The 19,544-nt window shown below is 33.7% G+C and carries 19 protein-coding genes and 1 pseudogene; 14 read left to right on the top strand and 6 right to left on the bottom strand.

All coding sequences use genetic code 11. The annotated features are described in order from the left end of the window. Positions 1-22: 22 nt before the first annotated feature. Positions 23-937, top strand: coding sequence for an alpha/beta fold hydrolase (locus FS802_RS02995; protein WP_098654682.1), 915 nt, complete (start codon positions 23-25; stop codon positions 935-937). A 39-nt stretch (positions 938-976) separates the two neighbouring features. On the opposite strand, the gene FS802_RS02990 is transcribed toward FS802_RS02995, so the two are convergent. After that, on the bottom strand, positions 977-1,552 hold the full coding sequence (locus FS802_RS02990) for a nucleotidyltransferase family protein (protein ID WP_098654683.1): 576 nt from the start codon (positions 1,550-1,552) through the stop codon (positions 977-979). A 31-nt stretch (positions 1,553-1,583) separates the two neighbouring features. Beyond that, positions 1,584-2,381 carry a lipid II flippase Amj family protein gene (locus FS802_RS02985; protein ID WP_000028920.1) on the bottom strand — a complete coding sequence of 266 codons (798 nt, stop codon included), beginning with the start codon at positions 2,379-2,381 and terminating at the stop codon, positions 1,584-1,586. Between the two features lie 190 nt (positions 2,382-2,571). On the opposite strand from FS802_RS02985, the gene FS802_RS02980 reads away from it, so the two are divergent. The 6 genes from FS802_RS02980 (at position 2,572) to FS802_RS02955 (ending at position 7,982) form a co-directional block, all read left to right on the top strand. Continuing rightward, positions 2,572-3,234 (top strand): HAD family hydrolase, encoded by a 663-nt coding sequence (locus FS802_RS02980; protein ID WP_000288764.1) that lies wholly within the window; start codon positions 2,572-2,574, stop codon positions 3,232-3,234. A gap of 208 nt (positions 3,235-3,442) precedes the next feature. Then, the gene (locus tag FS802_RS02975; protein ID WP_000424300.1) at positions 3,443-4,882 is read left to right on the top strand and encodes a GntP family permease; all 1,440 of its coding nucleotides are present in this window, start codon (positions 3,443-3,445) and stop codon (positions 4,880-4,882) included. Positions 4,883-4,934: 52 nt separating this feature from the next. After that, entirely contained in the window at positions 4,935-6,137 is a 1,203-nt protein-coding gene (gene eutG / locus FS802_RS02970) for an alcohol dehydrogenase EutG (RefSeq protein WP_001154378.1), read from the top strand. A gap of 148 nt (positions 6,138-6,285) precedes the next feature. After that, on the top strand, positions 6,286-6,984 hold the full coding sequence (locus FS802_RS02965) for an aspartate/glutamate racemase family protein (RefSeq protein WP_098654684.1): 699 nt from the start codon (positions 6,286-6,288) through the stop codon (positions 6,982-6,984). Positions 6,985-7,071: 87 nt separating this feature from the next. After that, entirely contained in the window at positions 7,072-7,545 is a 474-nt protein-coding gene (locus FS802_RS02960) for an SAM-dependent methyltransferase (protein WP_000493262.1), read from the top strand. Next, positions 7,542-7,982, top strand: coding sequence for a GNAT family N-acetyltransferase (locus tag FS802_RS02955; RefSeq protein WP_001223855.1), 441 nt, complete (start codon positions 7,542-7,544; stop codon positions 7,980-7,982). Before FS802_RS02960 ends, FS802_RS02955 begins: the two co-directional genes overlap by 4 nt. Positions 7,983-8,039: 57 nt before the next feature. On the opposite strand, the gene FS802_RS02950 is transcribed toward FS802_RS02955, so the two are convergent. Together FS802_RS02950 and FS802_RS02945 are read right to left on the bottom strand one after the other, a co-directional pair. Then, positions 8,040-8,567: an HAD-IIIA family hydrolase gene (locus tag FS802_RS02950; protein ID WP_000181712.1), complete on the bottom strand. Its 528-nt coding sequence runs from the start codon at positions 8,565-8,567 to the stop codon at positions 8,040-8,042. 29 nt (positions 8,568-8,596) lie between these two features. Continuing rightward, entirely contained in the window at positions 8,597-9,028 is a 432-nt protein-coding gene (locus FS802_RS02945; protein ID WP_000009770.1) for a GNAT family N-acetyltransferase, read from the bottom strand. A 153-nt stretch (positions 9,029-9,181) separates the two neighbouring features. Here FS802_RS02945 and FS802_RS02940 point away from each other — a divergent pair, with 153 nt between their 5' ends. The 6 genes and pseudogenes from FS802_RS02940 (at position 9,182) to FS802_RS02915 (ending at position 13,763) form a co-directional block, all read left to right on the top strand. Beyond that, the gene (locus FS802_RS02940; RefSeq protein WP_000887839.1) at positions 9,182-9,892 is read left to right on the top strand and encodes an ABC transporter ATP-binding protein; all 711 of its coding nucleotides are present in this window, start codon (positions 9,182-9,184) and stop codon (positions 9,890-9,892) included. Beyond that, positions 9,885-11,084 (top strand): ABC transporter permease, encoded by a 1,200-nt coding sequence (locus tag FS802_RS02935; protein WP_000595452.1) that lies wholly within the window; start codon positions 9,885-9,887, stop codon positions 11,082-11,084. Before FS802_RS02940 ends, FS802_RS02935 begins: the two co-directional genes overlap by 8 nt. Positions 11,085-11,366: 282 nt before the next feature. After that, positions 11,367-11,954 (top strand): YpjP family protein, encoded by a 588-nt coding sequence (locus FS802_RS02930; protein ID WP_098654685.1) that lies wholly within the window; start codon positions 11,367-11,369, stop codon positions 11,952-11,954. Positions 11,955-12,060: 106 nt separating this feature from the next. After that, complete coding sequence (locus FS802_RS02925) at positions 12,061-12,696, top strand: HAD family hydrolase (RefSeq protein WP_001174998.1); 636 nt, start codon at positions 12,061-12,063, stop codon at positions 12,694-12,696. A gap of 1 nt (position 12,697) precedes the next feature. Further along, positions 12,698-12,807, top strand: a pseudogene (locus tag FS802_RS32000) (aminoglycoside phosphotransferase); the annotation flags it as partial. A gap of 29 nt (positions 12,808-12,836) precedes the next feature. Continuing rightward, entirely contained in the window at positions 12,837-13,763 is a 927-nt protein-coding gene (locus tag FS802_RS02915; RefSeq protein ID WP_098654686.1) for an aminoglycoside phosphotransferase family protein, read from the top strand. 41 nt (positions 13,764-13,804) lie between these two features. Here FS802_RS02915 and FS802_RS02910 read toward each other — a convergent pair whose 3' ends face one another. Both FS802_RS02910 and FS802_RS02905 read right to left on the bottom strand, forming a co-directional pair. Further along, the gene (locus tag FS802_RS02910) at positions 13,805-15,088 is read right to left on the bottom strand and encodes a S41 family peptidase (protein ID WP_098654687.1); all 1,284 of its coding nucleotides are present in this window, start codon (positions 15,086-15,088) and stop codon (positions 13,805-13,807) included. A gap of 129 nt (positions 15,089-15,217) precedes the next feature. Further along, complete coding sequence (locus FS802_RS02905) at positions 15,218-16,675, bottom strand: serine hydrolase (protein ID WP_098654688.1); 1,458 nt, start codon at positions 16,673-16,675, stop codon at positions 15,218-15,220. Positions 16,676-16,859: 184 nt separating this feature from the next. Between FS802_RS02905 and FS802_RS02900 the strand changes: the two genes are divergently transcribed. Further along, the gene (locus FS802_RS02900) at positions 16,860-19,442 is read left to right on the top strand and encodes an alpha-L-rhamnosidase (protein WP_098823019.1); all 2,583 of its coding nucleotides are present in this window, start codon (positions 16,860-16,862) and stop codon (positions 19,440-19,442) included. Positions 19,443-19,544 lie beyond the last annotated feature (102 nt).

Below are 19,544 nucleotides of genomic sequence, written 5' to 3'. Positions count from 1 at the left end.
TATTCAGTAAAAAAAGAAGGTGATGATTATAAAGGCGAATTTGATAGGAACAGGGAAATACATGAACATTAGAGGGAAAAAGCTATACGTTGAAACGTATGGAAATCTTAAAAATAAACCAGTCCTATACTTGCATGGTGGACCAGGAGAAAGTTGCTATGATTTTTCATTTCATCAAGCGGAACGTTTAAAAGATTCTTTATATGTAATAATGATAGATCAAAGAGGTGTTTGTCGCTCAGAAGAAATTACTGAGGACGAAGCTTTTGGATTAAATGATTTGATTGAAGACTGTGAGGAACTAAAAAAAGTATTACAAATTGAGAAATGGTCTGTCATTGGACATTCTTTCGGTGGATATGTAGCATTGTTATATGCGTCGATATATCCAAGTTCAATAGAGAAAATCATATTTGAAGCGCCAACTTTCGATTTTGCATTAACAAGTAGAGCTTTGTTACAAAAGACAGGGCATTTATTAAAAAAGTATGGAAAAGAAGAAGTAGCAGAGGAGTCCCTTACTTATTCAGCTAGCGATGCTACTTCAGAAGAGTTGCTAGAAGCCTATATAAGATTAAGCGATGAATTAAAAGAAAAAAGAATGGAGATTTACAATTATAAGGAAGATGTGAAAGATGAGAGTTTATATAGTGATGATGAGTGGGAAGTATGTTCAAATCGTTCCAAAATTCATTTTGATAGATTGAAATTAGAAGGAGTATTCCACACTTCATTATTACCTAAGATACAAGATATACAAAATCCAATGTTATTAATTGTAGGAAAACATGATGTAGTAACGTGTGAAAAACAAATTGAAACATTTAATAAAGATGCTCAAAATGGGGATTATATTGTATTTGAAGAGAGTGGTCATACACCGCATTATGAAGAAGCAGATCGATTTGCTGAAATAGTCATTCAGTTTTTGAAATAAAGTAGAAAAGGAGCTTCGTGTAATGCGAAGCTCCTTTTCTTACATTTTGGGATAAGTGATTGTAATATTAGGCCATTTGTTTTGCCAGTTCTTTTTATTAACTCTAGTGTTGTATATATGTAATCGTTCTTTTGTTTCAAGAAAAGGAGCTGTTGGTCTCACTTGTAAGGAAAGAACATCTTCAATACCGCATGGGGCTGTTAATATAACTTTGTTTTTTTCGTCTAATGTAACCCCTAAAGCGGTTGCTGTTTCAGGAAATTTAGAAATAGCATCAACAGAAGAAGAGTACGGTGGCATATTATTCACCACATGCATACGAGCTTGATTCTTTACCGACCAAGGGATAGTAGCATCAATATTCTTTAATTTCGTTTCTAATGATTGTTCGTATATCTCATCTTTATATAGACTATTATAATAAATTACATCAACATCAGGCATAGTTGTTCTAGCTTCATAGTTATGTAAAGTATCCCAAATTTTAGAGCGAACAAATCCGGCGCAAATCCACCAATCAGGTAACTCTAGTGATTTTGCCATTTGTAATACGTTCATCATCCATTCGTCGTTTTCTATTAAGCGAATTATATCTTGCTCTGTTTGTATAGTCATTTGTTATCCCACCTACTATTTTTATAGAGGACTAATTCATCAGTTTAATAATCCACGTGATCCAGTAAGCACCTGGTATGAATAATAGTTGTGCTAATAACGTACCAAAAAGTCTAGAAATCATTAGCCAGCCATACATTTTACTCATTGCTTCTGCACCTTCTTCTGATTGAAGAGCTCGCTCTGTTAAAAGAGCGATACGTGGATCAAGCAGCACTGTTAATAAAATAGTAGCAAACCCATTAATAAGGCCAGAAGCTGTAGTAGCTTTTGTTGCGTAATCTGGAAGTAAAAAGGAAGCGTATAGGGCTGAAAGAACACCAGCTGTATAAATAGCAGTAGCAAACATGTTAATAAGCATAATACGTTTTGGAATACCACCAATGCGTAGTCTATGAATCATTTCTAATTTTGGGAAGCGTACATATTTTTTTGTGTACTTTAATTTTTGAATGTTATTTGTTCTCATCATTCGAATGAAAGAACCGTCTGTTTCAAAGTTTTGAATGACATATCCAAATAGTTTGGTTAAAGTTGGATACAGTATAATCGCAATCAATGTACCGACAGAGGCGGATAATAGAACGAGCCGTATAATATGTTCTAAATTAATGGATGCGTCTCGTTTTGCCTCATCGACAAACCCACTGATTAAAAAGGCTTGTAGCATGTTAGATGTTCTTGAAATGAGTAACACCATGCCTACGACAGACAAAGCAACAGCAATTCTCTTTAAACGCACTCCAGCTAATCGAATACTATAAGAGCTTGTTTCAACCGCATGAATAACAATTGTGAAAGCCATTATAACAATTAACGTAATTGACATTAGATTCACCAGTTTCTATTAAAATAATTGTAACTTTTTTACTTTATCATATGTATTACATTTTGTAACTGAAAGTATGTGACATAGAAGAAAAAATTTCGAAAAGATAAATAATGATAGTATAGTAAAAGGTGGCCATGAAAAAGCCTTCCATATAATATGTAAAGTAAATAGGAGCGGGGGATTAAATGTGTATACAACATTTCTATTTGATTTAGATGGAACATTGACGGATCCGAAAGAAGGAATTGTAAATTCAGTATTGTATGCATTAAAAAAGCTTGGAATTGAAGAATTACATGTAAATGAGTTAGACTCATTTATCGGTCCGCCCATCCAACAATCATTCGTAGAGAGGTACAATATGAATGAAGGGGAAGTTGAAAGAGCTGTTTTTTATTTCAGAGAGTATGTAAAGCAACGTGGATTGTTAGAAAATAATGTATACGAGGGTATTCCAAATCTTTTAAAACGATTAAAAGATACCGGAAATCGTTTATTTATAGCGACTTCAAAACCTACTATATTTGCTGAACAAGTTATAGAGCATTTTCAATTAAAGAATTATTTCGAAAGTATCATTGGAAGTAATTTAGATGGTACGAGAAGAAAAAAAGAAGAAATCATTGCTCATATTTTACAAACAAATGAAGAACTTAATAAAGAAGAAATTGTTATGATTGGAGATAGAAAACACGATATAATCGGTGCGAATCATAATGAGATTGCTTCAATTGGTATTTTATATGGCTATGGTAGTGAAACAGAATTGACTGAAGTTGGTGCGACTCATATAGTAAATGATGTAAAAGAACTACATCATTTTTGTTTAGAAAATAGTTTGGTAAAGTAGTAAATGTAGAGACTAACAATCCCTTTATAACGTATGACGATGAAATCGTTTATGTTTAAAGGGATTTTTCATATGTAATCGAATATGTATAATTAGACATTTTCAGCATGAAAAATTTGTATGAATAAGAGGAGGGATGTCAGAATCAAAAGATTAGTAGAAGTTTATCTATAAAAGTTTGAATTTTCTGTTTAAAGGAGGGGGATAATTGGAGCTAGTTATTATATTATTAGCACTTAGTTTACTAATGTTTGTAGCATATAGAGGGTTTTCTGTTATTTTATTTGCACCGATATTTGCATTATTTGCGGTATTTTTGACAGAGCCTAGTTTTGTATTACCTTTCTTTTCGAATATCTTTATGGAGAAAATGGTAGGTTTTATTAAACTATATTTTCCTGTATTTTTACTTGGGGCAATATTTGGTAAAGTAGTAGAAATGTCAGGAATTGCGGACTCGATTGCAAAGACAATTATAGAGTTAGTTGGTGAAAAACGTACGATTTTAGCGATTGTATTAATGGGTGCTATCTTAACGTATAGTGGCGTTAGTGTGTACGTAGTAGTGTTTGCTGTATATCCGTTCGCAGCTAAGCTGTTTCGACAAGCGAATATTCCAAAGCGTTTAATCCCTGGAACGATTGTACTTGGAGCAGTCACGTTTACAATGGATGCGCTACCTGGATCACCACAAATTCAAAACGTAATACCTACAACATTTTTTAAAACGGACATTTATGCTGCGCCGATACTTGGTATTGTAGGGGCAATTTTTGTACTTACGTTAGGTTTACTATATTTAGAGAGTAGACGTAAGAAGGCGAAGGCAGCAGGAGAAGGGTATTTTGGTTTTAACGATGGGGATACTGAAATGGCAGCTTCTTTGCAAGTAGAACAAAAAGATATGCCGATGCTTAAAAGTATTGAAATTACAAGAGTACAGCAAGTGATTGCTTTTATACCACTTATTTTAGTAGGTGTAATGAATAAAGTTTTTACTATTATGATACCGAAGTGGTATCCGAATGGTTTTGATTTTTCTGCAATTGGTATGAAAGCATTTGGAAAAGTAGAATTAAGTGCAGTAGTTGGAATCTGGTCAGTAGAATTGGCACTTATTATAGGTATTGTAACAACGTTATTATTATATTGGAAACGAGTAGTAACAGGATTTCAAGCTGGATTAAATACAAGTATTGGTGGAGCGTTACTTGCAACGATGAATACAGGTGCTGAGTTTGGATTCGGTGGGGTAATTGCAGCACTTCCAGGTTTCGCGATTATGAGAGACGGCATTTCTGCCACATTCACAAATCCTCTAGTGAATGGAGCGGTCACGACGAATATTTTAGCTGGAATTACAGGCTCTGCATCAGGAGGAATGGGAATTGTTTTAAGTGCGATGGGAGATAAGTTTATTGCAGCGGCCAATCAATTTGATATTCCATTAGAAGTAATGCATCGTATCGTGTCAATGGCATCGGGAGGAATGGATACATTACCACATAACGGGGCTATTATTACTATTCTTACAGTCACAGGTTTAACACATAAACAGTCGTATAAAGATATTTTTGCTATTACAATTTTGAAAACGGTTGCTGTATTTTTAGTAATTGCATTCTATACTGCAACAGGAATTTATTAAGTCGATATTTTATAAACTAAAATATAAATTAGGGTAAGAAGGGGTGGAGTACTTGCAAGATGTTGCTGAGTTTCGTATGCCGAAGTCTGTATTATATGGAAGAAATTCGCTTGAAAAGCTGGGGGAACAATCTAAGAAGTTGGGGAAAAGAGCGTTTATAGTTACGGATACAATTATGGAGGATTTAGGATATGTTGAGAGGTGTATACAACAATTAAATACGAAAGGTATAACTGTTATTACATATAATAAAGTAAATGCTGAGCCTACAAATATACACGTGTTAGAAGCGTTAACACTTTGTAAAGAAGGAAAGTGTGATTTTATTATCGGTATTGGTGGTGGAAGTTGTATTGATGCTGCGAAAGCAGTTGCGGTGTTATATACAAATGGTGGAGAAGTGGAAGATTACGTCCAAAAAGATATGGAAATAGAAAACGATCCGCTACCACTAATTGCAATCCCAACAACTTCTGGTACTGGATCGGAAGTAACAAGTGTAGCAGTAATTACGAATAAACGAACAGATGTAAAAATGATGATGAAACATCCGAGTTTTACCCCACAAGTAGCGATTATTGACCCGATTTTAACGCGTTCGGTACCACCCCATATTACAGCAGCAACAGGGATAGATGCATTATGTCATGCAGTCGAAGCATATATTTCTAAAGTTTCACAATCACTTACAGATGTACTAGCTCTTTCCGCTATTGAAGGTATTATGAAATATTTACGTATTGCATATGAGGATGGAGAGAATATGGAGGCAAGAGAAGCGATGATGATTGCTTCCTTACAAGCTGGAATCGCATTTTCCAATGCATCTGTTACGTTAGTTCATGGAATGTCAAGGCCGGTAGGAGCATTATTTCATGTACCACATGGTATATCGAATGCAATACTATTACCTACAGTTTTAGAATATACAAAAGTTAGTGCAGTAAAAAGACTAGCGGATATTGGACGTTGTTTAAATAAAGATTTGTATTCCTATCGTGATGAAGAAGTAGCCGACTACACGCTGAGGGAAATAAAAAAACTTTGTTTTGATCTTCGTATCCCAAATTTAAAAGAATACGGAATTGGTGAAGTTGAATTTGAAACAGCTATTTCTAAAATGGCATCAGATGCAATTGAAAGTGGAAGTCCAGCAAATAATCCACGTGTGCCATCATATGATGAAATTAAACAGTTGTATCGAGAATGTTTTCATTATCAATATGAAGATTCTATAAAAACATCAGAAAGTTAATTTCAGAATATTCTTATAAAAATTTCCTTGGAAATAGTTAAAACAAGACTTTATATTATAAACGTAAAGTCTTGTTTTATTGTGTATAATATACATAATAAAATGTTGTGATTAGTTTTAAAAAACAGTATAAGGTGGGTGGGTTTTAATGAAAACAATAGGTTTAATTGGTGGTATGAGTTGGGAATCAACTTCTGAATATTATCGAATCATAAATGAAGAAATAAAAGAGAGATTGGGAGGGTTACATTCAGCAAAATGTATGATTCATAGTGTGGACTTTGAAGAGATTGAGCGATTCCAGTCTAACGGAGATTGGAATGGAGCAGGAGAAATGTTAGGAAATGCGGCATATTCGTTACAGAGGGGAGGAGCAGATTTTATAATTATTTGCACAAATACAATGCATAAAGTAGTTGAGAAAATAAAGGAGAATATTCATATTCCAGTCTTACATATCGCTGATGCAACTGCGAAAGAAATTAAAAGGAAAGATATTCAAACGGTTGGTTTACTGGGAACAAAATATACAATGGAGCAAGACTTTTATAAATTACGCATAGAAGAGAATCGTATAAAAGTAATGGTTCCATCAGAAAAGGATAGAGAAAAGATAAACGAAGTAATATATACAGAATTGTGTTTAGGAAAGATAACATCTCAATCTAGAGAGTATTATAAAATAGTTATAGAAGAGCTAGTACAAGAAGGGGCACAAGGAATCATATTAGGTTGTACAGAAATAGGATTATTAATAAAGCAGGAAGACGTATTAGTTCCGATATTTGACACAACTCATATACATGCAGTTGAAGCAGTTAATTTCGCTTTACGAAATAGATCATAATTATATTATGTAATCTAGTTCGTGTTTGTGGAAAACATTCTGAAAATACTTTATAATGTAAGTGGTTACATTTAAGGGGGAATGCGTATGTTTTCAGTTCAACCAATCGCATTTGTACATAATGAAAGAAAGGAAATAAAAGATGATGAGTGGGGAGAAGTAAGATCCTATATCACTTTAACTGAAATATATACAGAGGAAAGTATACAAGGGATTGAAGATTTTTCTCATATTGAAGTTGTTTTTTATTTTCATAAAGTAACTGATGAACAAATTCAATATTTTGCTAGACATCCTAGAAATAATAATGATTATCCTAAAGTAGGCATTTTTGCACAGCGCGGGAAAAATCGTCCGAATCGCATAGGAACCACAATTGTAAAGGTGATCAAAAGAGAAGGTAAATCAATTATTGTTGAGGGATTAGATGCTATTGATGGCACCCCTATATTGGATATAAAGCCGATAATGAAAGAGTTTATGCCGAAAGAAGAAATTGTACAGCCTAAATGGGCAACAGATATAATGAGAGAGTATTGGAAGGGGAATGGAGTAAAATGAGAATATATGAGGCAACAATTGCAGATTTAGATGGACTAGCATCAGTTTTTAATAACTATCGTATGTTTTATAGACAAGATTCCGATATAGAAGGAGCAAAAGGATTTTTGCGAAATCGAATAGAGAGAAAAGAATCCGTTATTTTTGTAGCAGTTGAAGACGGTGAATATATTGGCTTCACACAATTATATCCATCATTTTCTTCCATTTCGATGAAAGAATTATGGATATTAAATGATTTATTTGTACAAGCCACTAAGCGCGGAGCAGGAACAGGTAAAAAATTACTAGAAGCTGCTAAAGAATTTGCCTTAGAAAATGGTGCAAAAGGTGTAAAATTACAAACGGAGATTGATAATTTATCAGCACAGCGATTATACGCTGAAAATGGTTATTTGAGAGATAATCGTTATTTCCATTATGAATTAACGTTTTAAAAAAATATAAGATTAAAAGAGATGCTTTCATTGTGAAAACGTCTCTTTTAATTTGTATTATTGTTGATTTAAAATCCAATTTGTAGCATCTTCAAAGTTTTCTGCAATGTAGTTTGGTTCAATATGTGCCCATTTGTCTCGGTACGTATGTAAAGCATCATATCCAGCGCCTGTTCGAACTAATATCGTTGTCGCATGTACTGTTGCTCCTGCAACGATATCAGTCCAGCGATCACCAATTACAGCGCATTTTGTTAAATTAAGTCCGTGTTTTTCAGCCGCTTGCAGCAGCATACCTGTACTTGGTTTACGGCATTCACAACCATCACCGTGTTTATGAGGACATACGTATATATCATCAAAACCGAAGCCTTCTAATTCTTTTACAAAATCAGCTACAGTCGCTATCCCATCTGCGATACCTGGTTGATTTGTGAAAGAGAAAATTTTTATATTTTGAGCTTTTAGTTTTTGCAGAGCTGCTTTTGTGAAAGGAAATAATGTAAAAGAGCCTGGATAATGTATTGTAGTGTCACCGCCAATTGTACCGTCACGATCAATAAAAATAGCTTCGATGTTTGTCATAGTTTTAGTCCTTTCCATTTATAAGTAGTTTAAAAATGTTTTACAAATCGATATCCATTTACTTCATATCCTAATTTTTTGTAAAAAGGATGTGCTTCTACTCTTTTTGTTCCACTGACTAGCCATGTGCCGATACAATTATGTGTCTTTGCTAATTGTTCTGCATAATCCATTAATACTTGTCCAATGCCTTTCCGTCGTATTGTAGAATTAACGCTAATAATTGAAATCTCCCCATAACGAGTTATATCTTCTAAATTTTCACGTATACGAAACCCAAGTAATCCACATATGGTTTCTTCTTCCTCATAAACATATAAAAAATCAAAAGGACTCATTTGTACGAATTGCAATCGGTTGTTCATATCTTCATAGGAAATAGAAGAACCTTTTAATTCTTTCGCTAAAGAACAAAGTGCATCTATATCGTCTATTGTAGCTTCGCGAATTTGAAAAGACATATAATCCACTCCAATAAAATGTAATCAAACATTAAATATTCTGTTAAAAAGTATGTATTCCTGCTATGAAAATAAATATTTTATAATGATATATAGATAGTTATCTGTTATTCTTTTCCTTGATTTTATTGGAAATGGAAAGAAGGGGAATGTATGTTAGACGTGAATATTCGCTCTGCCGGATATGATATAGGGGAAAAGACAATTCATGATATTGCCTTTTCAATTGAAAAAGGTGAATTAGTTGCACTTATTGGTGCGAATGGTGCTGGGAAGAGTACGACGATTAAAACGATGCTCGGTTTACTTGTAAATATGAATGGTGAAATATCATTTGGTGAAAAGAAAAATCCTTATGCATACGTGCCGGAACACCCGACATATTATGATTATTTGACGCTTTGGGAACATATCGAACTATTAATGGATGCTCGCGAGAACGAAGTAGGAAGCTGGGAAAGAAAAGCAGAAGAGTTATTACATATGTTTCGAATGGATAAACATAAACATGAGTATTTATCAAAGTTTTCAAAAGGTATGAAACAAAAATCGATGCTCATTTTGGCATTTTTAACTGAACCAGATTTTTATATCATTGATGAACCTTTTATCGGTTTAGATCCAGTAGCTACGAAAGAGTTTTTAAGTTATTTATATAAAGAAAAAGAACGTGGCGCAGGTATTTTACTTTGTACGCACGTATTAGACACAGCTGAAAGAATTTGTGAGAGATTTTTACTCATTTCACAAGGTACATTAGTCGCAGATGGAAATCTAGAATCTATCCAAGCGTTAGCAGAAATGCCAGGGAGTTCATTATTAGACTGCTTTGATGTAATAGTAAGGCGTGAACAGCATGATTAAACAACAATTTTATAAAAGATTGCGCCATGAACTTGGGCGTAAATGGAAGTCCATACGTTCTATAACTGATTGGACGGTTGCACTATATATTATTATTCCTGCACTTATATTTATAGGGATTTATTATCGTTCACTATGGATGGAAGAATTATCGATGGGAGAGACAGTTTATTTCGGATTAGGTTTACTCGCATTTTATGTGATTACATATTCTAGAGGAGTTCGCTCATTTTTTGAACAAGCGGATAGTTTATTTTTAATTTCTTATCCCGCTCACATGCAAAAGTTAATCCAGTATGGCATGACATATACGTTAATTCGAATAGCGATAACGAATGTAGTGGTAGTAGTTGCTATGTTACCAGTGTTGATGAAAAGTATTGGAGTGGCGCAGGTACAAATCATATTATTTTGGCTATTTTTTACTGCATTTCGATTTATGTTGTCGTTGTTAACGAGATTTATTCATATACGTGTGGGGAAACGATGGCTACTATGGATTGTAAAAAATGTGATATTTTCTATAAGTCTATCCTTTTTTGGATTGAGTCTGTTTCTTATTTATAAAAATTCCTTTTATTCTATACTATGTATCGGTCTAGCAGTTTTATTAATTATCGTATTGATAAAAGAAAAACTAAATTATAAAAATTGCTTTTTTAAAGAAGTTGAGAAAGAGAAAGAAGAAAGTATGCGCTGGACGAGTGGGATTATGCAAGTTGGTGGTCATGCGGCTAAACCGAGTAGTTCGAATAAAAAGCCGTGGATGTTTCCATGTTCTAAAAAGTTTTTAGGGAAGAAAAAAGATTCTCGTATTGTTGAATCCTTTTTAAAAGAATTTTTCCGTACAAGTAGTGCACGAATATTTTATATTCAAATTGTATGTATAAGTACTGTAAGTATTATCATGAGTCCGAGGTGGATTGTAGCTATTATTCTTGTATTTTCTTTAGTTGCAATTTCTCGTTATGCGCGCGATTATTGGAATGAATTTACGAAAAAAATGTTTCTTCATTTATATTGTGATGAAGGAAAATTACTACTGTTAAGATGGAAGGCAGATCGCTATTTATTACTTCCAGTACTGCTTTTGTATGGAATAGTTATACTTTCTCATTTTTATTTATTACCTACTGTAATTGCCGGGATTATTTTTATAGTATGGATTGGTTGGATTGTATTTTTACCATAGAAAAAGAGCCGGAAAATGGCTCTTTTTTTAATCTGTTACACATTGATAAAGGAAATATACTAAAACGAGTATGCTTGCGGCGGAATACATGACATCTAAAGTCATCTGATTGCCTCCTCATTGTTGTTGTACTTATATTGTATGAAATCTTACAATTTCATATTCAAGTGAAAAATATGTGAACGTTAACAAAATTGTAAAGTGCAAAAATTACAATCATTTTGTATAATAGAAGAAACAACCGTTATATAAAATATAATGAGTGAAAGGGAGGGAACATAAATGCCAAATTGGTTTAGAAAAACCTTAGTCGCATTAATTACCGTATTTACATTTGGTTTAGTGACGCCTCCTTCCATATTGCTTGATAATGCCAAAGCTGCGGACAAGCCTACGAGTACAGCTGGGCAACAAAATTTGGAGAGTACGTCCTATACATATGAAGAAACGAATGACAGGTTAACCACCGATACTTTTATTACTTATGCAATGCTAGAAGCAGAGAAGCAGTCGATGCAAAAGTTTGGCACTAAAATTGGTCCAGTAATTGAAGATGAGTTTAAAGGTCTAATATTACCGAAAATTGAAGAGGCAATTGCTGAGCTTGCCAATGATGTACCAGAAGATTCGCTGCAATCATTAGCGATTTCTCAAAGGCCAGCTGGCGGAAATAATGAAAAGATTTTTCATGTGTATGACACGAAATCAGGAAATGACTTATTGCGATTTCATGTAAGAAGAGATCATCCACCGCAAGATGGTTACTATTTTAATTTCCACTATCATCGATTTGATGATGGGTACTCAGGACACCATGAGTTAGGAAATATTTATTGGAATACGAATGTACCGCCAAAATGGCTTTCTTAAAAAGAACAAGAGAAAATCTTGTTCTTTTTTATGCTTATAGAAGGGTAAGACAACTATATTGTTGAATAAAATAGGTTTAGGAAAAAAGAAGTAAGGGAGTATGGGAATGCAAAAATATATTGTTTTTGACTTTGATGGCACATTAGTAGATTCACAAAATATATTTGTACCAATTTATAACCAGCTTGCTGAAAAGCATGGATATAAAACCGTAAGGGAAGAAGAAATTGAGTATTTACGTAAATTAACGATGCCGGAGAGATGTAAACAACTCGATGTACCACTGTATAAACTACCGATATTAGCATTAGAGTTTTATAAATTGTATCAACCTGCTATAAAAGATCTCATTTTGTTCCATGGGATGAAGGATGTATTAGATGAACTACATAAGAAAGGCTACGGAATTGCAGTCATATCATCGAACTCAGAAGAGCATATTCGAGCATTTTTACACAATAATGATATAGAAAATATTCAAGAAGTGTATTGTTCAAAAAATTTGTTCGGAAAAGATAAAATGATAAAACGGTTTTTAAAATCCAAAAAGATAACAGAGAAAGATATGTTATATGTTGGTGACGAACAGCGAGACGTAGCAGCATGTAAAAAGGCTGGGGTAAATGTAATTTGGGTATCTTGGGGATATGATGTCATTGAAACAGTGAAAAAAGATGCACCAGATTATATGGTCAATACACCGATGGAAATTGTACAAGTAGTACAAGGGGCGTATTCTTAATATGAATACACTTCGAGCAGGTATTCATCATATTGAATTTTGGGTAGCAAATTAGAGGAGCCCATTTCTTTTTACGATCCGAATGGTTTTATAATAGAAGTAGCGTATACACCAAATGTAGAAATGTAAGGGGAGTATATATGAAGACAATTACAGCATGGCAAAACAATATACAAATAGTAAAGGATGCAGTTAATATTGAAGAAATCTCCAAAGGTTTCTCACCAGATAAGAAATATATAATTACGTGTGCGAATAACGAAAAATATTTATTGCGGACAGGCGATATGAAAGAGTATGAAAGAAAGAAAATAGAGTTTCAAATTTTAAATGAAATGCAAAACCGTAGTGTGCAAGCACAAAAACCAATTGAAATGGGTTTGTTGGCAGAAAAAGGTTTATGCTATGGCATTTTTTCATATTTAGAAGGGAAAGATGCGAAGAAGCTATTGCCTACGTATTCACCAAAAGAACAATATGAAATTGGTATAGAGGCAGGAAAAGATTTAGCAAAAATGCATACATATGAAGCTCCTAAGGATATCCTTCCATGGTATGAAAGAGCAATGAAAAAACATCGAAAATATGTAGAGGCATATAAAACATGTGGAATAAAAATAAAAAAAGATGATAAAATCATTAAGTTTATAGATGAAAATGAAATATATTTACAAAACCGCCCAAATCGATTTCAACACGATGATTTTCATTTAGAAAATATAATTGTACGTGATGCGAAATATGTAGGTGTTGTTGATTTTAATGGCTACGATTGGGGCGACCCACTTCATGATTTCGTAAAAATTGCACTATTTGCAAGGGACATTAGTATTCCGTATTCAATCGGACAAATAGAAGGATACTTTAACGGGAGAATACCAGAGGAGTTTTGGAAATTATATGCGGTTTACGTTGGCATGACGGTTTTCTCTTCAGTTGTCTGGAGTTTACGAGCAGCACCGCATATGTTAGATGATACGTTAGAGCGTCTTACTATAGTTTTAGAAGATCATAAAGACTTTGAGTCATTAAAGCCAATTTGGTTTCAACCAGAAAAATTAATATGAAATAGAAAAGGGAGGTGTGATTCACATCTCCCTTTATTTTTTTACCATTCTTCGTTTTGAAGCAGTTGTAATGCTAATTTTAAATCAACATCTTCTTGTAGATGTTCCGGAGTCCACGGGATATGTATATGCGGCTGTATACCAATTCCGGACATTCCTTCGCCTTTATCTATAATAGAGAGCCGTGAAGTAGGGTAGTAAAGTGCGAATGTATCAGCCCATTCCATTACCGCTAAATTAGAATAAACATTTAAACCAGCAGTAGGACGACCTATTACTTTTACTTTCAATGATTTTTTTGCTACTTCTACAAAAGAATCACCAGAACTTCCACATGTAACATCTGTTAATATAACTACTCTACAAGGTGATTTTCGTCCGTGTATTTTTAATGATTGAAGTTCTTTTGGTAACTCAGAAGTATCAAATGTAACGAATCCTTTTTTATAATTCTTTTTTAAATCTTGAATAAATATATCTGTGAATATTTTGGAAAGTTCGTCTAAAGAATCATAATCTTCCATTTCGATGTCTTTCATGCGTAAATGAAAGTTTCGTTCTGTATGATTTAATTGCATTGTATCTGAAGAATCTAAAAGGGAAATCTCTTTGTCTTCGAATAAGTAAGGAAGTAATTTGAAAAATGCATCATCACTCCCGCCACGATTCAATCGCACATCTATTATTAAGTTCGGAAAAGTATTAAGCTCATCTTTATGTAAGTCTAATAATTTATTAATAGCATCAGTATTTGCGAAATCCGTCAAAGTAATTAAGAGTGTATCTTTATTCTGCTGTTTAAATGAATAAATAGGCGTATATTCGCTTTGTTTATACTTTTGTAAAGTAATGGTTTCGGTTACGCCATTTTCATTTATAAGTGTACAATTTGATGATTTTAATAAAACATAATCCCATTTTTCACGTTCATATGTATTCTCATTTAAATACTTCTTATATTTTATTAATAACTCTGGAATTTTCATATTATCTAATGCTAGAATAGCCTGTCCTTTTTTCAATCTTATTTCTTGTGAATTGGATGTAATATATAGGCGGTCTTCGTATCTTTTCACCTGGAAGCCAACACTGTTAAGAGGTTGATTTTTAGAGTGCATTTTGAAAAACATATGATTATCTTTAAAGTCTAGTAAGTAATCACGTACAATTTCAGTAAATTGTACTGGTGTTAGTTCTCCTTGTCTCTCTAGTTTTTCAACTGTCTGTAAATAAGTAGCAGGATCGTCCCATCCTTCCTTATCTATACAACCTGAATAATCGTGATGAGTAATCGAAACAATTTCTTTGGAAATTTCTGTGTACACAGCTTTTCCTCCTGGTAATTTAATTAGTTGAATAATAGAATTCTGTATCCTTTACGTATTATCCTTTTTTTGGGATGGATAATTTAAAGGGAAATAGAGGGAAGTGTTATCTTCCCTCTATTAAAATATTTATTTAATTTTCTTAAATGCAAGCGGCTGCGTGCTTAACATAGCTGGTACATGTAACTGAAGGGATGGGAATTCACCACTAACACTCATTTCATAAGCCAATAATAAACTCATTTTCATTTGGAATAAGTCAACTTTTGCAGAGAAGATGTCGTAATGATGATGCGCTAATTGAATGTCCATCTCCATAAATTTTACAAATAACGACTCATCTCGTTTGTATACTTGTAATGTTCCATATGCAGGATGCTCGAAAGTACCGGTATAATCTTCTAACTTGTGAGAAGGTGTAGTCCCTTTAATTTGTTCAGGAATGGATTCAGTTGCTTCTTTCATCATTTCCTTCATTTTTTCAGTATCTTCTACAGCACGTTTATGCCAATCAATGGATTCTAATTCAAGTAGTTCGTCATAAATTTGATTAGCGAGATAAGTAGGTAGTAATGTACCTCCAGCATTCGTTAAAATGACAAGGCCTATGTTTTCTGTTGGTATGAATGAAACAAGCGCTGAAAATCCATCAATATTACCACCATGATGAATCACCTTATTACCACGATAAGCGCTAATAAACCAACCAAGGCCGTAACTATTTAATGGAGATTCAGGAAGTGATAAAACCGGTTGATCTGGAATTGAATTGTGCGGTGTATACATTTGTTGTAATAATTCAGGAGAAATTAATTCATGCTCTCCAAATTTCCCTTGTTTTAAGTGAAGAAGGACCCAATTGGCCATATCTTCAATTGTAGAATTAATACAACCAGCAGCGCCAACCGTATCAATATTGCGGAATGGAACTTCTTTTATTTCACCTTCATTTTCAATGTAAGGTAAAGCATAATCATCTGTAGTTTGTGAATCTGTAACAGAGAAATTTGTATGTCTCATATTTAAAGGTTCTAAAATATGTTCTGTAGCGTATTGCTCCCACGTTTGATTCGTAATGTTTTCAACAATGTAGCTAATTGTTGCATACATTAAGTTGTTATAAAGAAATGCTGTGCGGAACGGTGCATCAAGTTGTAAATGTTTTATTTTTTCAACGAGATCTTTTCGAGATAAGGAAGAGCTGTACCAAAGAGCCTCATGACGGCTTACACCAGTTCGATGAGAAGCTAAATCTCGTCCGGTAACTTGTGAGCTAGCAAGTAGTTCAGATAAAGAGAAGTTAGGTATATAAGACTGGACAGGAGTATCCCAATTAAACTTATTTTGTTGTGCTAACAAGCTTAATGAAAGTGTACCAAAAGCTTTCGTTGAGGAACCGATTGCGAACCGAGTATTCGGTGTAACAGTGTCTTTTGTCTCTATATTTCGATAGCCAAATCCTTCTGAAATAATAACTTCACCGTCTTTTATAACAGCTACAGCAGCTCCAGGAACATTTAAATCCTTCATCATTTTTTCAACCGTTGTTTGTAAAGAAGTCATAACAGGAGTTTCAATTTTAGACATACTTCTAACCTCCAAATATAAATTTTATCCTACCGCACTATACTTTCGGTAATAGAAAATGAAAACCTTTTTAATTATGGAAAGTTAATAATTTTGTAAGAATGAATGAAATTATTATTTATTTAGAATTTTATTTTTATTATAATTAATTTAAATTAAGATATAGAAAAGATGGTGAAGAAGTGTGCTAACAATAAAGAGAGTGCTTTGCGATAATAAAAAAAATCCGATAGGTATAGATTCAAAAGTTGTTAAAATGAGTTGGCTGCTTGAGTCGAGTAACCGAAATGTAAAACAACTTGCTTATCAATTGCAGGTTGCGAAGGATAGAGATTTTGAAATTATAATGTTTGATTCGCGAAAAGTAGAAACAGATCAAAGTTTACATATACCAATCAATTCATTTTCATACAGAGCGGAAACGCGTTATTTTTACCGGGTAAAGGTATGGGATAATTACGGAGAAGAATCATCTTGGTCAGAAGTAGCATTTTGGGAGACTGGATTACAAGGGCAAGATAACTGGAGCGGGAACTGGATTGCTGCGAAAAAAGAACGAGCGCAAGTTATGTCCTTTAATAAAAATTTTACTATTAAAAAAGTAGTTAAAAAAGCGCGTTTATATATCACAAGTTTAGGATTATACGAGGCTTCTATAAATGGAGAGCGCATTGGAGATTGTTATTTTACCCCTGGATGGACAAGTTATGATAAGAGAGTACTGTATCAAACGTATGATATAACGCATTTATTAAAGGGTGAGCACAATACTATTTCGGTTCTGGTAGGTAATGGCTGGTATAAGGGACCACTTACCATGCATCATGTACGTAATTATTACGGTAGAAGACGTGTGATAATTGCTCAAGTACATATAACGTATGAAGATGGAACGAAAGAAAAAATTGTAACAGACGAAACATGGAAGGTAACACCAAGCCCAATTTTGTATTCAGAAATTTATGAAGGGGAGGTTTACGACGCTAGGCTAGAAGAAAGTGGGCAAGGGCTAGAAGATGTTGAAGTAATTGAGCATTCCAAACAAATACTTGTTGCGCAAGAAAACGAAGCAATTCGTAAAATGAAAATTATTAAACCGATTTCTATTTCAAAACTACCGAATCACGAATGGCTCATTGATATGGGGCAAAATATGGTAGGTTGGGTTCAATTTACAGTCCGTCATGTTTATATTGGCCAAAAGATAGAATTGCATCATGCTGAAATATTGAATAAAGACGGTAGTTTTTACACCGGAAATCTCCGAAAGGCAAAACAAAAAATAGTGTATATAGCAAAAGGAGAAGAAGAGGAAACGTTTGAACCTCATTTTACATATCAAGGCTTTAGGTATGTGAAGATAAGTGGATTAACCCAGCCGCCTCAAATAGCAGATTTTGAAGGGATTGTATTACATACGGATATGGAAAAAACGACTGAATTTGAAACGTCTAATCCATTAATCAATCAACTTCATCATAATGTGGAATGGTCTCAAAGAGGGAACTTTTTTGATGTGCCAACAGATTGTCCGCAGCGAGATGATCGACTTGGATGGACCGGAGATGCACAAATGTTCATTGGGACAGCTACGCAAATTATGAATGTACAATTGTTCTTTAAAAAGTGGCTCCAAGATTTATCATTAGATCAAAATGTTAATGGAGCTGTGCCTTTAGTTATTCCAGATGCTTTTGGGAAAAGAGCGGATTTTGATTTACATACTTCTGGTGGTTGGGGCGATGCAGCAATTATATGCCCGTGGGTTCATTATTTACATTACGGAGATGTATCGATTTTAAAAGAACAATATAACAGTATGAAGAAGTATATAGATTACATACGTTCACAAGGTGAGAACGAGTATTTATGGGATACAGGCTATCATTTAGGAGATTGGCTTGCATTAGATACGAAACCAGATGTATATGAAGGCGGAACAGACAAGCATTTTATTGCGACAGCTTATTATGCGTATTCTACATCGCTTTTACGAAGAATTGCTGAGATTTTAGATGAAAATACAGATGCTAAGTTTTATGCAGAGTTACATGGAAATATTGTTCAAGCGTTTCAAAATGATTTCGTTACACCGAATGGAAGGTTAATTTCAAATACCCAAACAGCCCACATATTAGTACTTCTTTTTGAACTAGTGAAAGATGATGTGAAGGAGAAAGTATTTAATCGCTTAATTGAGCTATTAAAAGAAAATAAAAATCATTTAACAACAGGTTTTTTAGGAACACCGTATTTGAATTTAATATTAAGCAAGTTTAACAGGCATGACCTTGCTTGTAAGCTTCTATTTTATGAAGATTATCCATCATGGTTATACCAAGTGAAAAAAGGTGCCACAACGATTTGGGAACATTGGGATGGCGTGAAAGAGGATGGAACACTTTGGAATGATAGTATGAATTCTTATAATCATTACGCATATGGCTCTATCGTTGAATGGATATACCGATATATTATTGGATTAGAAATGGATGAGACAAAACCTGCATATAAACATTTTTATGTACAACCACATTTTGATTCGAATTTAGAATGGATTAGAGTAAAACGTGAGACAGCTTATGGAGAAATTAAGATTGAGTGGCGTGTAGAAAATGAACAAGCCTTTCTCAAGATTTCTGTACCACCAAATACAAGCACTACATTGCGGATAGACGAAACGAATTGGAAAGCAGAACATAACATTGAAAAGGATTTAGGATCAGGCGATTATAAATTTACCTTTTGTAAAAATATAAAGGGGTAGAATTCTGTTAATATAGAAATATTTTTTATTGATTAGGATGATTAAATTTACTATTTTTCATGTTATGATAAATTTCATACACGATTGAAAGAAGGTTTTACT

The organism is Bacillus sp. DE0042, from assembly GCF_007680225.1.
Classification (GTDB): Bacteria; Bacillota; Bacilli; order Bacillales; family Bacillaceae_G; genus Bacillus_A; species Bacillus_A wiedmannii.
The sequence above is the reverse complement of the archived record's forward strand: the minus strand, read 5'-3'. Positions and strand labels throughout refer to the sequence as shown.